This window comes from Duganella sp. AC237 (assembly GCF_979254035.1).
The window spans coordinates 2498443-2512604 of record NZ_CEEDEW010000003.1 but is presented as its reverse complement, the minus strand read 5'-3'; the positions used below and the strand labels follow the sequence as shown (position 1 = coordinate 2512604).

Below are 14162 nucleotides of genomic sequence, written 5' to 3'. Positions count from 1 at the left end.
TGAAAAAGGGCGAGGATTTCTCCTCACCCTTGTCTCTGCCAGCGGACCGTGCGGTCCACTGCTTAGGCTGGTGCCGTCACGCTGGGCGTCACGCCGGTGCCGCCGTCGCTAGGCGGCTGTTTGCGGATCGTCACACCAGGCTTCGGCGCGCGCGGCTCCAGGCCGGCCATGATGTCGTTGATCTGGTCCGCGTCGATGGTTTCCCATTCCAGCAGCGCCTTGGTCATGACCTCGACCTTGTCGCGGTTCGCTTCGAGCAGCGAGCGCGCCAGCTTGTACTGTTGGTCCAGGATGTTGCGGATCTCGGCGTCGACCATTTGCTGGGTCGCCTCGGAAATCGTCTTCGACGCGCCGCCGAAGAAGCCGTCGTTCTGGCTGTCCTCGTAGACCATCACGCCCATCGCGTCGGACATGCCGAAGCGGGTCACCATCGAACGGGCCACCTTGGTGGCGCGCGAGAAGTCGTTCGAAGCGCCGGTCGACATCTGGCCGACGAAGATTTCCTCGGCGATGCGGCCGCCGAACAGGATCGAAATCTCTTCGAGCATCTTGTCCTTGTAGCCCGAAATATTATCGTGCTCAGGCAGCTGCCAGGTCAGGCCCAACGCCCAGCCACGCGGCATGATCGTCACTTTGTGGACCGGATCGGCCTTCGGCAACAGCTTGGCGACGACCGCGTGGCCCGACTCGTGGTACGCGGTGTTGCGGCGCTCTTCCTCGCGGATGACCATCGACTTGCGCTCCGGACCCATGAAGATCTTGTCCTTGGCATCTTCGAAGTCGATCATGTCGACCAGGCGCTTGCTGCGGCGTGCCGCGAACAGTGCCGCTTCGTTGACCAGGTTGGCCAGATCGGCGCCCGAGAAACCAGGAGTGCCACGGGCCAGGATGTCGGCCTTGACGTCGGTGCCGATCGGCACTTTGCGCATGTGCACGTTCAGGATCTGCTCGCGGCCACGGATGTCCGGCAGGCCGACCGAGACTTGACGGTCGAAACGGCCCGGACGCAGCAGCGCTTTATCCAGCACGTCGGCGCGGTTGGTCGCGGCGACCACGATCACGCCGGACGACGCTTCAAAGCCGTCCATCTCGACCAGCAACTGGTTCAAGGTCTGTTCGCGTTCGTCGTTACCGCCGCCCATGCCGGCGCCGCGGTGACGGCCGACCGCGTCGATCTCGTCGATGAAGATAATGCAAGGCGAATGCTTTTTGGCGTTCTCGAACATGTCGCGAACACGGCTGGCGCCGACACCGACGAACATCTCAACAAAGTCCGAACCGGAGATCGAGAAGAACGGTACTTTGGCTTCGCCGGCGATGGCGCGCGCCAGCAGGGTTTTACCCGTGCCTGGAGGACCGACCATCAGCACGCCGCGTGGAATACGGCCGCCCAGTTTCTGGAACTTGCTCGGATCCTTGAGGAAGTCGACGATCTCGTTGACTTCTTCCTTCGCTTCGTCGCAACCGGCGACGTCGGCGAAGGTGACGGTGTTGTTCGTCTCGTCCATCATGCGCGCCTTCGACTTGCCGAAGGAGAACGCGCCGCCCTTGCCGCCGCCCTGCATCTGCCGCATGAAGAAGATCCATACGCCGATCAGCAACAGCATCGGGAACCACGACACGAACACTTGCTGCAGGAACGATGGCTCCTCGGGCGGTTTCACGTCGAAACGGATGCCGTTGTCGCGCAGGTCGCCAACCAGGCCGCGATCGAGGATCGTGGCGGTGGTGCGGACCTTGGTGTCATCGGTGCGGGTCGCGGTGATGTTGCCACCCTCGATCACGACATCCTTGATGCGCTTGGCTTTCACGTCATCCAGCAAATCGGAGTAAGCGATGGGTTTGGCGCCGCCTGCAACGCCATGGCTATCGAACTGCTTGTACAGCATGAGCAGGAGCAGTACGACGACTACCCAGATGGCTGATTTGGAAAACATGTTATTCACGAAAACTCCTTGGATGCGGGGCGCATCTTTTAACCTAGGGCTAGAAACCCGATTTTACTCGTAATAAGCAGGCGGTGCCAGAAGCCCACCCGTGCGCGGGGGTGTAAACCCAGCAGAAAGGCACATTATTTGATCAAATTCTGCTGCGGATCAAGACAAAAGTACGCTTCCTTGCTGGATGTGCGGCCCGTACGGTAAAAAACAAGAGCGATCAAGGACGGAATTGGTCGGATTCGAGCGGTTGCGCCGACGCCATGCCGTCGGTGGGGTTTTTCAAACCACGGCCGAGCAGGAAAATCTCGGACGATTTGTCGCGGCTGGCTTTCGGCTTTTTCTGCACCACCGTTTTAAACTCTTGGCGAAACTTCAACACGATATCGTTAAAACCCATGTCCTTAAAACATTTGACCAGCAAGGAACCACTAGGTTTCAAATGCGCCTGCGAGAATTCTATTGCCAGATCGATCAGATGTTCCATGCGCGCGGCGTCGGCGCTGGCGATGCCGGACAGGTTGGGCGCCATATCCGATAACACAACGTCAACTTTGCGGCCCTTCACGAGATCTTCCAGTTGCTGCAACACCTCCGGCTCGCGGAAATCGCCCTGGATGAAATGGAAGTCGGCGATCGGCTCCATCGGCAGCATGTCGAGGCCGATCAGGGTGCCGTTGATGCCGCCGCCATCCTTGCCGGCCAACTTGCGGCGCACGTATTGGCCCCAGCTGCCGGGAGTGCAGCCGAGGTCGACGATGACCTGGTCGGGCTTGATCAGGTGCTCGTCCTCGTCGATCTCCTTGAGCTTGAAAGCGGCGCGGGCGCGGTAGCCCTCTTTTTGCGCTAATTTCACGTAAGGGTCGTTAATGTGGTCGTGCAACCAGTTTTTGTTTAATTTCTTCTTCTTCATTCGCGTAGAATACTGCCTTTAAGGGAACCACTAAAAATATATTATGCAAAAACTTACACCCGTTGAGCGCAGCGCCCTGCGCGCCGAAGCTCACGCGCTGAAGCCCATCGTTCTGATCGGCGAAGCGGGATTGACCGCCAACGTCCTCAAGGAAATCGCCTTGGGCCTCGATTCGCACGGCCTGATCAAGGTTCGCGTGTTCGGCGACGACCGCGAAGCCCGCGCCGCCATGTACGACACCATCTGCGAGCAACTCGACGCCGCGCCGGTGCAACACATCGGCAAGCTGCTGGTCCTGTACCGCCCGAAAGTGGAAACCACGAAGGAACGCTCGACGTCCGGCAAGGGCCTGCGCGAAGTGACCATCGTCAAGCCTAGCCCGAGCGGCACCAAACGTCCGTCCGTGACCAAGGTGCTGTTGAAAGGGAATGAACGCGTGACCCAGGGCGGCAACATCAAGCGCGCCAAGCCACAGCAGAAATCCTCGAAGAAGAGCGCGTTAGGCTCGAAATAACGCGGCGCTTGCGGCACCGCTGAAACCCGCACCCCGTTGGCCCGGGGTCTGACCCCAGGGGGTCAGACCCCTTAGGTTTGGGGTTATTGCTTGATCACCAGCCACGCGGCCAGCAAACTCTGCACCAAAAACAGACCGCTGGAAATGCCGTGCAGGATGCCGAACTCGTTCTTGGCAGCCGACTCCATCACACCGCCCGGCCCCGCCGCGGCACGCAGCGCGCCCATCATCGGCTGCAGGCCGAAATGCGACACCAACGTACACCCCAGCATCACCAGGATCACCGCCATCAACGTGCGGCGCGACTTGACCTCGGAATTGCGGGCCGACCCGGCAAAGATCCCGGCCGTCTCGGTGCCCTTGCTCACCCACACCAGCACCAGCATGATCGCCGCGCAGGCCATGGACAGCCACGCGAGGTTGTTGAAGAGGCTGGCGGCAATCGTGCCTGCCAGCACGCGGTCGGCCAAGGTGGCGAACAAGGTCGGGGCGGCCAGATAGCCGATCGCCCACAAACTGCCCGCCCACAAGGTCGCGACCAGCAAACGGATACGCGCAAGTAGCATCAGATGTAACGCACTTCCAGAATTTCGTATTCGCGCGGGCCCGACGGCGCCTGCACTTCCACCACGTCGCCGGCGGACTTGCCGATCAGCGCGCGGGCGATCGGCGAGGTCACCGACACTTTGCTCAATTTCAAATCCGCCTCGTCCAGGCCGACGATCTGGTAGGTCACTTTCGCGCCCGATTCCAGGTCTTCCAGGTCGACGGTCGAGGCGAACACGACGCGGCCTTCGGCGTCCAAGGTGGTCGGATCGATGATCTGCGCCGCGCTCAGCTTACCTTCCAATTCCGCGATGCGGCCTTCGACGAACGCTTGGCGTTCCTTGGCGGCATCGTACTCGGCGTTTTCAGACAGGTCGCCATGGGAACGCGCTTCAGCAATCGCGTCGATCACGATACGGCGTTCTTTGGTCTTCAACTGGTGCAACTCTTCTTTCAAGAGCTCGGCGCCGTACTTGGTAAGTGGAACTGAAGTCATGTTGTTTATTTACTCTGGTTTTACAATGGAAAACCACAGAGGCCACGCCAACTGCAGCGCGAGCTCTGTGGTTCAAAAGTACTGCTAAGCCTTAGTGTAAGGTTTTATGCAGCCCTTGTAAATCGTACACTTGCAGTTCGTCCAAATGACGAATGCCCTCGACCGCCGCTTCGGCGCCGGCGATGGTGGTGTACGTCGTCACGCGCGAGGCCAGCGACGAGGTGCGGATCGCGCGCGAGTCGGTGATGGCGTTGCGCTTCTCTTCGACGGTATTGATCACCAGCACGATCTCGTGGTTCTTGATCATGTCGACGATGTGCGGACGGCCCTCGACCACCTTGTTGACCGCGCTCACCGGAATGCCGGCGGCCGAGATCACGGCGGCGGTGCCCTTGGTGGCCACCAGCGAGAAGCCGATCTCCACCAGGTCGCGCGCCACTTTCACGGCGCGCGGCTTGTCGGACGATTTCACCGACAGGAACACCTTGCCCGACTTCGGCAGCTTGACGCCGGCGCCCATCTGCGACTTGACGAACGCTTCGCCGAAGGTCTTGCCGACGCCCATGACTTCGCCGGTCGACTTCATCTCCGGTCCGAGGATGGTGTCGACGCCCGGGAATTTCACGAACGGGAACACGGCTTCCTTGACGCTGTAGTAAGGCGGCACGACTTCGGTCGTGATGCCCTGCTGCGCCAGGGTCTGGCCGACCATGCAGCGCGCCGCGATCTTGGCCAGTTGCAGGCCGGTCGCCTTGGACACGAATGGCACCGTGCGCGAGGCGCGCGGATTCACTTCCAGCACGTAGACCACGTCCTTCGATTCGCCATCCACATCCTGCTTCTGGATCGCGAACTGCACGTTCATCAGGCCGACCACGTTCAGGCCCTTGGCCATCAGCGAGGTTTGACGCTTCAGTTCATCGATGGTTTCCTGCGCCAGCGAGTACGGTGGCAGCGAGCACGCCGAGTCGCCCGAGTGGACGCCCGCTTGTTCGATGTGTTCCATCACGCCGCCGATGAAGGTGGTCTCGCCGTCGGAGATGCAATCGACGTCGCACTCGATGGCGTCGTTCAGGAAGCGGTCCAGCAGCACCGGCGAATCGTGCGATACCTTGACCGCTTCGCGCATATAGCGTTCCAGGTCGCGCTGCTCGTGGACGATCTCCATCGCGCGTCCGCCCAGCACGTACGAAGGACGCACCACCAGCGGGTAGCCGATTTCCTGCGCCAGCGCCAGGGCGTCGGCCTCGGTGCGCGCGGTGCGGTTGGGCGGCTGGCGCAGGTCCAGCTTTTGCAGCATCTTCTGGAAACGCTCGCGGTCTTCGGCGGCGTCGATCATGTCCGGCGAGGTGCCGACGATCGGCACGCCGTTGGCTTCCAGGTCCAGCGCCAGTTTCAATGGAGTCTGACCGCCGTATTGGACGATCACGCCGACCGGCTTTTCCAGGTCGACGATTTCCAGCACATCTTCCAGGGTCAGCGACTCGAAGTACAGACGGTCGGAGGTATCGTAGTCGGTCGACACGGTCTCCGGATTGCAGTTGACCATGATGGTCTCGTAGCCGTCTTCGCGCATCGCCAGCGCCGCGTGTACGCAGCAGTAATCGAATTCGATACCCTGGCCGATACGGTTCGGGCCACCGCCCAGCACCATGATCTTCTTTTTGTCGGTCGGATTGGCCTCGCACTCTTCATCGTAGGTCGAGTACATGTACGCGGTGTTGGTCGAGAACTCGGCGGCGCAGGTGTCGACGCGCTTGTACACCGGACGGATGTTCAGCTCATGGCGACGGGCGCGCACGGCCTTGGCATCGGTCTGCAGCAGGAAGGCCAGACGGCGGTCCGAGAAGCCTTTTTGCTTCAGCTTGTACAGCACGGTCTTGTCCAGCTGTTCCAGCTTCTGCGTGTCCATCCACAGTTCCAGGTCGACGATCTCTTTAATCTGGATCAGGAACCATGGGTCGATCTTGGTCAGCTGGTGCACTTCTTCCAGCGTGAAGCCCTGGGCGAACGCGTCGCCCACGTACCAGATACGCTCCGGACCCGGCTCGCCCAGTTCCTCTTCGATCTTCTCGCGGTCCTTGGTTTTCTCGTTCAGGCCATCGACGCCCACTTCCAGGCCGCGCAAGGCTTTCTGGAACGATTCCTGGAAGGTGCGGCCGATCGCCATCACTTCGCCGACGGATTTCATCTGCGTGGTCAGGTGGTGGTCGGCGGTCGGGAACTTCTCGAACGTGAAGCGCGGGATCTTGGTGACGACGTAGTCGATCGAAGGCTCGAACGAGGCCGGGGTCGCGCCGCCGGTGATCTCGTTGCGCAGCTCATCTAAAGTAAAACCAACAGCCAGCTTGGCCGCGACCTTGGCGATCGGGAAGCCGGTGGCCTTGGAGGCCAACGCCGACGAACGCGATACGCGCGGATTCATTTCGATGACGATCATGCGGCCGTCGGCAGGGTTGATCGAGAACTGCACGTTCGAACCGCCAGTGTCTACGCCGATTTCACGCAGCACCGCCAGCGAGGCGTTGCGCATGATCTGGTATTCCTTGTCGGTCAGGGTCTGCGCCGGCGCCACGGTGATCGAGTCGCCGGTGTGCACGCCCATCGGGTCCAGGTTTTCGATCGAGCAGATGATGATGCAGTTGTCCGCCTTGTCGCGCACCACTTCCATCTCGTACTCTTTCCAGCCCAGCAGCGATTCCTCGATCAGCAGCTCGTTGGTCGGCGATGCTTCCAGGCCGCGTTTGCAGATCGCTTCGAATTCTTCTTCGTTGTAGGCGATGCCGCCGCCGCTGCCGCCCATCGTGAACGATGGACGGATGATGGTCGGGAAGCCGACGTCGCGCTGCACGGCCCACGCCTCGTCCAGCGAGTGCGCAACACCCGAGCGTGCCGAACCCAGGCCGATCTTGGTCATCGCGTCCTTGAACTTGGAGCGGTCCTCGGCCTTGTCGATGGCTTCCGGCGTGGCGCCGATCAGCTCGACCTTGTACTTGTCCAGGATGCCGTGGCGATGCAGGTCCAGCGCGCAGTTCAGCGCCGTCTGGCCGCCCATGGTCGGCAGGATCGCGTCCGGCTTTTCCTTGGCGATGATCTTCTCGACGACTTGCCAGGTGATTGGCTCGATGTAGGTCACATCGGCCATTTCAGGGTCGGTCATGATGGTCGCCGGATTGCTGTTGACCAGGATGACTTTGTAGCCTTCTTCGCGCAGGGCCTTGCAGGCCTGGGCGCCGGAATAATCGAACTCGCAAGCCTGGCCGATAATGATCGGGCCAGCGCCAATAATCAGAATACTTTTAATGTCTGTACGTTTAGGCATCTTATTTTTTCTCCGTTGCTTCCATCATGCCGATGAAGCGGTCAAACAGGTAAGCGACGTCAGTCGGGCCGGGCGACGCTTCAGGGTGGCCCTGGAAGCAGAACGCCGGTTTGTCGGTGCGGGCGAAGCCCTGCAGCGAGCCGTCGAACAACGAGCTATGGGTTACGCGGGTGTTGGCCGGCAGGGTCGCGGCGTCCACGGCGAAACCGTGGTTCTGCGAGGTGATCATCACCTTCTTGCTGTCCAGGTCCTGCACCGGGTGGTTGGCGCCGTGGTGGCCGAACTTCATCTTCAGCGTTTTCGCGCCGGAAGCCAGCGCCATGATCTGGTGGCCCAGGCAAATGCCGAACACCGGGATGCCCTTGTCGATCAATTCCTTGGTGGCCTGGATCGCGTAGTCGCATGGCTCAGGATCGCCAGGACCGTTCGACAGGAACACGCCGTCCGGGTTCAGGGCCAGGGCGTCGGCGGCGGTGGCTTGCGCCGGCAGCACGGTTACTTTGCAGCCGCGTTCCACCAGCATGCGCAGGATGTTGCGCTTGACGCCGTAGTCGTAGGCGACCACGTGGAATTTGGGCTCCTTCAGTTTGCCGTAGCCCTCGCCCAGTTCCCATTCCGCTTCGGTGAACTCGTAGGCGGTCTTGGTCGAGACGACTTTGGCCAGGTCCATGCCGGCCAGGCCGGGGAAGGAGCGGGCCAGTTCCAGCGCTTGCGCGGTGGACGGCTCGTTGCCCTGGGTGCCGACCAGGATGGCGCCGGATTGGGCGCCTTTTTCGCGCAGGATGCGGGTCAGTTTGCGGGTGTCGATACCGGCGATGGCGACGATGTTCTCGGCCTTCAGGTAATCGGCCAGCGACTGGGTGGAGCGGAAGTTCGACGCCATCAGCGGCAGGTCACGGATGATTAGGCCGGCCGCGTGGACTTTGGAGGACTCGACGTCTTCTGGATTGACGCCGGTGTTGCCGATGTGTGGATACGTCAGCGTAACGATCTGGCGGCAATAGCTGGGATCGGTCAGGATTTCCTGATAGCCGGTCATGGAGGTATTGAAAACGACTTCGCCGGTAGTGTGGCCGGCAGCGCCGATTGAAAAACCTTTAAAAATGGTTCCGTCGGCGAGGGCCAGTATGGCTGGAACGGCGGGGCCAGAAAAAAATGGCGGCAAGGGTAACTCCTGATAAAGTTACCGTAGCTGCGCCACGTCAGACGACCGTCGTGTACCCAAGGCCGTCGCAGGCCGGGGTGGAAGGTCAGATTGAATATGGAGTGAGTGGTGGTCGGCTACGGTAGGGTGAGATTGGCTAAACCTTTGAATTATAACCAAATCCACCCTGCTTGGCAATGGAGAGGCACCGAAATCCCGGCAAAAAAAATCGCCCTGAGCGGACGATTTCTTTTCCTTGCCAGATCAGCATGTAACACTCCGGGGTCAGGTCCACTATTTCTACACGGGCTGATCCGTGGGCCAGTTCACGCCATCCGCGAGCCGTCACAAAGCATGCATTTGCACCCCAGTGCCGAGCCCGTGTAGAAATGGTGGACCTGACCCCGGAGCTTAGTTCAGCGCGGCGATGCCGGCCTTGGCGACTTGCGCGTCTTCCGCCGATTTGACACCTGAAACGCCGACAGCACCAATGATGTGGCCGTCAACGATGATCGGCACGCCGCCTTCGAGCATGCCGTCGGTCTGCGGCGCCGGCGCGCTCAGGAACGAGACGCGGCCGTTGTTGATCATGTCTTCATAAATCTTCGATTCGCGGCGGCCCAGCGCCGACACGCGCGCCTTGGCCGGCGCGATGTGCGACGACAACGGCGCGGCGCCATCCTGGCGTTGCAGCCACAGCAGGTGGCCGCCGTCATCGACGATGGCGATCACGACCGCCCATTTGTTGGCGACAGCCTCGGCTTCAGCGGCGGCGGCGATTTTCTTGACGTCGGCAAGCGACAGATACGGTTTGGTTTGCATGGTTTTTCCTTGGTTATTGCTTATTGTCGTAACGGTAATATAGAGGATGCGCTAAAGCCTACGGCTTGCGCCGCGCTTCGAGTTTCTGTTTGATCTGCGGCATCGCCAGCGCGGCGGCCTGCTCGCCGGCCAGGATCGCCTGGTTGCGGCCGGCGAAGTCGTTGCCGGCCATCTTGCCCAGGCTCGGCGCGATGACGATGTCGGCGTCCTTCAATTCATACTGGTTGATGCGCTGGCCCATGATGCTGAAGGTCTGCATGATCACGTCGACCGAACTGACGGTCGCCTGCACGTCGGCCTGTGTGGAGATATTGACGGCGATGACAAAGTCCGCCCCCATGTCGCGCGCGAAACGCACCGGCACCGGCGCCACCAACCCACCGTCGACATAGGAGCGGCCGCTGATCGTCACCGGCTGGAACACGCCCGGCACCGACGACGATGCCCGCACCGCCATGCCGGTATTCCCGCGCTGGAAAAGAATCGGCTGGCCGGTCTTCAAATCCGTCGCCACGGCGCCGAACGGCACCTTCAGCTTCTCCATCGGCTGGTTGTTGACCGCCTTGTTGACGTAAGCCTGTAGCGCCTCCCCCTTCAACACACCGGTACTTTTGCCGAACAGCGGCATGGCCCAATCGGAGATCGCCGCTTCGTCCATGTCGAAGGCGAGCTTTTGCAGCTGGAAGCCGGTGTTCCCGGCCGCGTACAGCGCGCCGACCACGCTGCCGGCGCTGGTGCCGACCACGATATCCGGATAAATCCCCTGCGCCTCGAGCGCCTTGATCACGCCGATGTGGGCGAAGCCGCGCGCGGCGCCGCCTCCCAGCGCCAGGCCGATTTTGATTTTGCGCGGCGGTAGCGGCTCCGGCACGGCGATCGGCTGGGCCGGCGTCTCAATCACTGGCGTGGTCTTGCAGCCGACGATGGCGGTTGCGGCAAAGATGGCTAGAGCGGCAAGGGTAAGACGGCGTAGTTGCATGTGTTGGTATAGTGGCTATAGTGGCTGATTTGGCGCAGCAGATTGTAACTGAATAGGCCCAAACGACGCCAAACGCGCACGCATTTGAGTGAAAGCCGCATGTGGATTGGCCGATAATCTCACTACCCTCGTTTTGCAAGGCACTCCATGTTCCGCCTCCTCGCCATCGCCCTCCTTTGCGTCTCCACCTGCGCCAGCGGCATCCTCAACGCGGCCGAATCGCGCGACCTTTCGGGCGAGTGGCGTTTCGCCATGGACCGCAACGACGAAGGCGAGAGCCAGGCCTGGTTCACGCGCGACCTGAAGGACGGCATCGCCCTCCCCGGCATCCTCCAGGCGCAGGGTTACGGCGACGACATCACCGCCAAAACGCCTTGGGTGCTGTCGCTGTACGATAAGAACTGGGACCAGCGCGAAGACTACAAAACCCACACCGCCGCCGGCAACGTCAAGGTCCCTTTCCTGTCGCAGCCGCCCAAGCACTACCTCGGCGCCGCCTGGTACCAGCGCGACATCGACGTGCCGGCGGCCTGGCGCGGCAAGCGCGTCGCCCTGCTCCTGGAACGTCCGCGCTGGGGCTCCACTTTGTGGATCGACGAACGCAAGGTCGGCAGCAATCTGAGTCTGGTGGCCGAACACGAATACGATCTGGGCCTGCTGGCGCCCGGGCGGCATCGGATCTCCATCCGCGTCGACAACCGCATGTTGATGGCCTACCGGCCCGACGCCCACAGCGTATCCGATTCGCTCGGCATGAGCTGGAACGGCATCGTCGGCAAAATGGAGCTGCGCGCCACCTCGCCGGTATGGCTGGACGACGTCCAGGTCTACCCGGATGTGCAGAGCAAAACGGCACGCATCAAAATCAGCATCGGCAATGCCGGCGGCCGCGCCGGCAGCGGCACCGTCACCGCCAACGGCGTCGCGCATAAGGTCAAATGGAGCGCGCAAGGCGGCAGCGCCGAGATCAAGGTGCGCTTCCCGGCGAACACGCAAACCTGGGATGAGTTCAACCCCGCGCTGCAGAACATCCGACTCCAGCTCAATGGCGCCGGCGCCGCAGACACGCGCGACGTCAGCTTCGGCTTCGCGCAGATCGCCGCCAAGGGCAACCAGTTCCAGCTGAACGGCCGCACGCTGTTTTTGCGCGGCACGCATCACGGCGGCGACTTTCCGCTGACCGGCTATCCGCCAACCGACGTCGCCTACTGGCGCAAGATCATCCAGATCAACAAGGACTGGGGCATCAACCACATACGCTTCCACTCCTTCTGCCCACCGGAGGCGGCGTTCCAGGCCGCCGATGAACTGGGCGTTTACCTGCAACCGGAACCGGGCATGTGGAACGAGATATCGCCGGGCACCGCGATGGACAAGATGCTGTATGAAGAGACCGGGCGCATGATCAAAGCCTACGGCAATCATCCATCCTTCATTCTGCTCAGCCCCGCCAACGAGCCGAAAGGCCGCTGGAAAGAAGCCTTCGACGCCTGGATCGCCCACTACCGCAAGGCCGACCCGCGCCGGCTCTACTCCAACGGCACCGGCCACACTGAAAAGGAAGTTTCCGGCCTGGCCGACGGCACCGATTTCCTGTCGATGCAGCGCATCGGCCCCAAGCCACTACGCGGAGAAAAAGGCTGGTTCGGCCGCGACTACGGCGCCTCGCTGGCCGGCGTCAACGTGCCGGTGGTGTCGCACGAAACGGGCCAGTGGGCGGCTTATCCCGACTACGACGTCATCCGCAAATTCAGGGGTTATCTGCGGCCGGGGAACTACGAGATTTTCCGTGACTCGCTGGCGCGCCACGGCATGGCGGCCCGCAACAAGGACTTCGCCTGGGCTTCTGGCAAATTCCAGGTCCAGGCCTATAAGGAGGAAATCGAAGCGAACCTGCGCACGCCCGGCCTGATGGGCTACCAGCTGCTCGACCTGCATGACTATCTGGGCCAGGGCACGGCGCTGGTAGGCATTCTGGACACGTTCTGGGAGCCCAAAGGCTATGCGACCGCCGAGGAATTCCGGCGCTTCAATGGCCAGACGGTGCCGCTGGCGCGCCTGCTCAAACGCACATACGGCACCAACGAAACGCTGACGGCGGACGTGGAGATCGCCCACTTCGGCGCCGCCGCGCTGACCGATGCGCAGCCCTGGTGGAAGCTGATCGACGCCACCGGCCGCGTCGCCGCCGGCGGCGAATTCGCGCGCCGGACGATCGACATCGGCAAGAACATCCCGCTCGGACAAATCCGGCTGTCCCTCAAGGATCTGGCGGCGCCGCAGGCGTACCGGCTGCAGGTCGGCGTCGGCGCAGGCATCGAACCGCTGGCTGAAAACGACTGGAACATCTGGCTCTATCCCGCCAACATCACCGCGCCGGAACCGGCCGACGTACTGGTCACGCACCACTGGGCGGCCGCCGAAGCCGCCCTTGCGGCCGGTGGCAAGGTGCTGTTCCTGCCGCTGGCGTCGGATCTGGACTGGAGCGGCCCGCCGCTCGACAGCGTGCCGGTATTCTGGAACCGTCTGATGAATCCCGCCTGGAGCCGCACGCTCGGCGTCTGGATCGACAACAAGCACCCGGCGTTGACGCAATTCCCCACCGACCGCTTCAACGACTGGCAATGGTCGGAGCTGATCAAAGGCGCGCGCACGATCAACCTGGACAAGCTGCCACCGGCGCTGCAACCGATCGTGCAACCGGTCGACGACTGGAACCGCAACTTCAAACTGGGTTTGCTGCTGGAGGCGAAAGTCGGCAAGGGCCGGCTGATGGTCGCCAGTCCGGACCTGGAGACCAACCTGGATCAGCGCATCGTCGCGCGCCAGTTGCGCAAATCGGTGCTCGACTACATGGCCAGCGACAGCTTCAATCCGCAGATGTCCATCTGCGCCGCCGAGGTGCGCAAGGCGCTGTTTGATACGCTGGTGATGAAGAAGCTGGGCGCCAAGGCCAGCGGCGGAAACAACCCGGCCAACGCCATCGACGGCGATCCGAACACCTTCTGGACCGCCGGCACGCAGGCGGCTGTGCGCACGCCGCAGACGTTGACGCTGAGCTTTCCAGCCCCTGCATCCTTCTCCGGCTTGCTGCTGATGCCGCGCCAGAACCATCGAGACCACGAAGGCGATGTCCGCGACTACCTGATCGAAGCCAGCGACGATGGCGACACCTGGAAGGAGATCAAACGCGGCGCGCTGGTTTCAACCTACGATCAGCAGCGCATCGAATTCGGCAAGAACGTCAGCGCGCGCCAGCTGCGTTTCACCGCGCTCAGTGGCTTCGGCAGCGACAACACCGCCGCCATCGCCGAACTGGCGCTGCTCTACACCGGCCCGGCGCTGCCGGAAAACGGCGGTGCGGTAACGTATCAGCGCGTGCGGTCGGCGTCGAGCGACATCGATGAAAACATCGCGCCGGCGGCCAAAAAACCCGAATAATCGTACAAACACGTAGGGCGGATTAGGCGGAACGCCGTAATCCGCCAT

General features: G+C 61.9%; 10 protein-coding genes. 2 read left to right on the top strand and 8 right to left on the bottom strand.

Annotated elements, in window-relative coordinates; genetic code table 11:
• Positions 1-62: 62 nt before the first annotated feature.
• Both ftsH and AC0IYS_RS11540 read right to left on the bottom strand, forming a co-directional pair.
• On the bottom strand, positions 63-1946 hold the full coding sequence (ftsH, locus tag AC0IYS_RS11545) for an ATP-dependent zinc metalloprotease FtsH (RefSeq protein ID WP_471705271.1): 1884 nt from the start codon (positions 1944-1946) through the stop codon (positions 63-65).
• 211 nt (positions 1947-2157) lie between these two features.
• On the bottom strand, positions 2158-2850 hold the full coding sequence (locus AC0IYS_RS11540; protein WP_471705270.1) for an RlmE family RNA methyltransferase: 693 nt from the start codon (positions 2848-2850) through the stop codon (positions 2158-2160).
• A 43-nt stretch (positions 2851-2893) separates the two neighbouring features.
• On the opposite strand from AC0IYS_RS11540, the gene AC0IYS_RS11535 reads away from it, so the two are divergent.
• Entirely contained in the window at positions 2894-3364 is a 471-nt protein-coding gene (locus AC0IYS_RS11535; protein WP_090320933.1) for a YhbY family RNA-binding protein, read from the top strand.
• An 83-nt stretch (positions 3365-3447) separates the two neighbouring features.
• Here AC0IYS_RS11535 and AC0IYS_RS11530 read toward each other — a convergent pair whose 3' ends face one another.
• The 6 genes from AC0IYS_RS11530 to AC0IYS_RS11505 form a co-directional block, all read right to left on the bottom strand.
• The gene (locus AC0IYS_RS11530; protein WP_471705269.1) at positions 3448-3930 is read right to left on the bottom strand and encodes a DUF4149 domain-containing protein; all 483 of its coding nucleotides are present in this window, start codon (positions 3928-3930) and stop codon (positions 3448-3450) included.
• Entirely contained in the window at positions 3930-4406 is a 477-nt protein-coding gene (gene greA, locus AC0IYS_RS11525; protein WP_090320927.1) for a transcription elongation factor GreA, read from the bottom strand. The genes AC0IYS_RS11530 and greA overlap by 1 nt, the downstream gene beginning before the upstream one ends.
• A gap of 91 nt (positions 4407-4497) precedes the next feature.
• Positions 4498-7728 carry a carbamoyl-phosphate synthase large subunit gene (gene carB / locus AC0IYS_RS11520; protein WP_471705268.1) on the bottom strand — a complete coding sequence of 1077 codons (3231 nt, stop codon included), beginning with the start codon at positions 7726-7728 and terminating at the stop codon, positions 4498-4500.
• Position 7729: 1 nt separating this feature from the next.
• Positions 7730-8893, bottom strand: a complete 1164-nt coding sequence (gene carA / locus AC0IYS_RS11515; protein ID WP_471705267.1) for a glutamine-hydrolyzing carbamoyl-phosphate synthase small subunit — start codon at positions 8891-8893, stop codon at positions 7730-7732.
• Between the two features lie 390 nt (positions 8894-9283).
• Entirely contained in the window at positions 9284-9694 is a 411-nt protein-coding gene (locus AC0IYS_RS11510) for a GlcG/HbpS family heme-binding protein (protein WP_471705266.1), read from the bottom strand.
• Positions 9695-9752: 58 nt separating this feature from the next.
• On the bottom strand, positions 9753-10673 hold the full coding sequence (locus tag AC0IYS_RS11505; protein WP_471705265.1) for a patatin-like phospholipase family protein: 921 nt from the start codon (positions 10671-10673) through the stop codon (positions 9753-9755).
• 147 nt (positions 10674-10820) lie between these two features.
• Here AC0IYS_RS11505 and AC0IYS_RS11500 point away from each other — a divergent pair, with 147 nt between their 5' ends.
• Positions 10821-14114, top strand: a complete 3294-nt coding sequence (locus tag AC0IYS_RS11500) for a discoidin domain-containing protein (RefSeq protein WP_471705264.1) — start codon at positions 10821-10823, stop codon at positions 14112-14114.
• Positions 14115-14162: the final 48 nt, after the last annotated feature.

Coding starts and splice junctions, on each gene's coding strand:
- AC0IYS_RS11530 (WP_471705269.1), bottom strand. CDS start 3,930: ATGCTACTTGCGCGTATCCGTTTGCTGGTCGCGACCTTGTGGGCGGGC.
- AC0IYS_RS11500 (WP_471705264.1), top strand. CDS start 10,821: ATGTTCCGCCTCCTCGCCATCGCCCTCCTTTGCGTCTCCACCTGCGCC.
- greA (WP_090320927.1), bottom strand. CDS start 4,406: ATGACTTCAGTTCCACTTACCAAGTACGGCGCCGAGCTCTTGAAAGAA.
- AC0IYS_RS11510 (WP_471705266.1), bottom strand. CDS start 9,694: ATGCAAACCAAACCGTATCTGTCGCTTGCCGACGTCAAGAAAATCGCC.
- AC0IYS_RS11535 (WP_090320933.1), top strand. CDS start 2,894: ATGCAAAAACTTACACCCGTTGAGCGCAGCGCCCTGCGCGCCGAAGCT.
- AC0IYS_RS11505 (WP_471705265.1), bottom strand. CDS start 10,673: ATGCAACTACGCCGTCTTACCCTTGCCGCTCTAGCCATCTTTGCCGCA.
- AC0IYS_RS11540 (WP_471705270.1), bottom strand. CDS start 2,850: ATGAAGAAGAAGAAATTAAACAAAAACTGGTTGCACGACCACATTAAC.
- carB (WP_471705268.1), bottom strand. CDS start 7,728: ATGCCTAAACGTACAGACATTAAAAGTATTCTGATTATTGGCGCTGGC.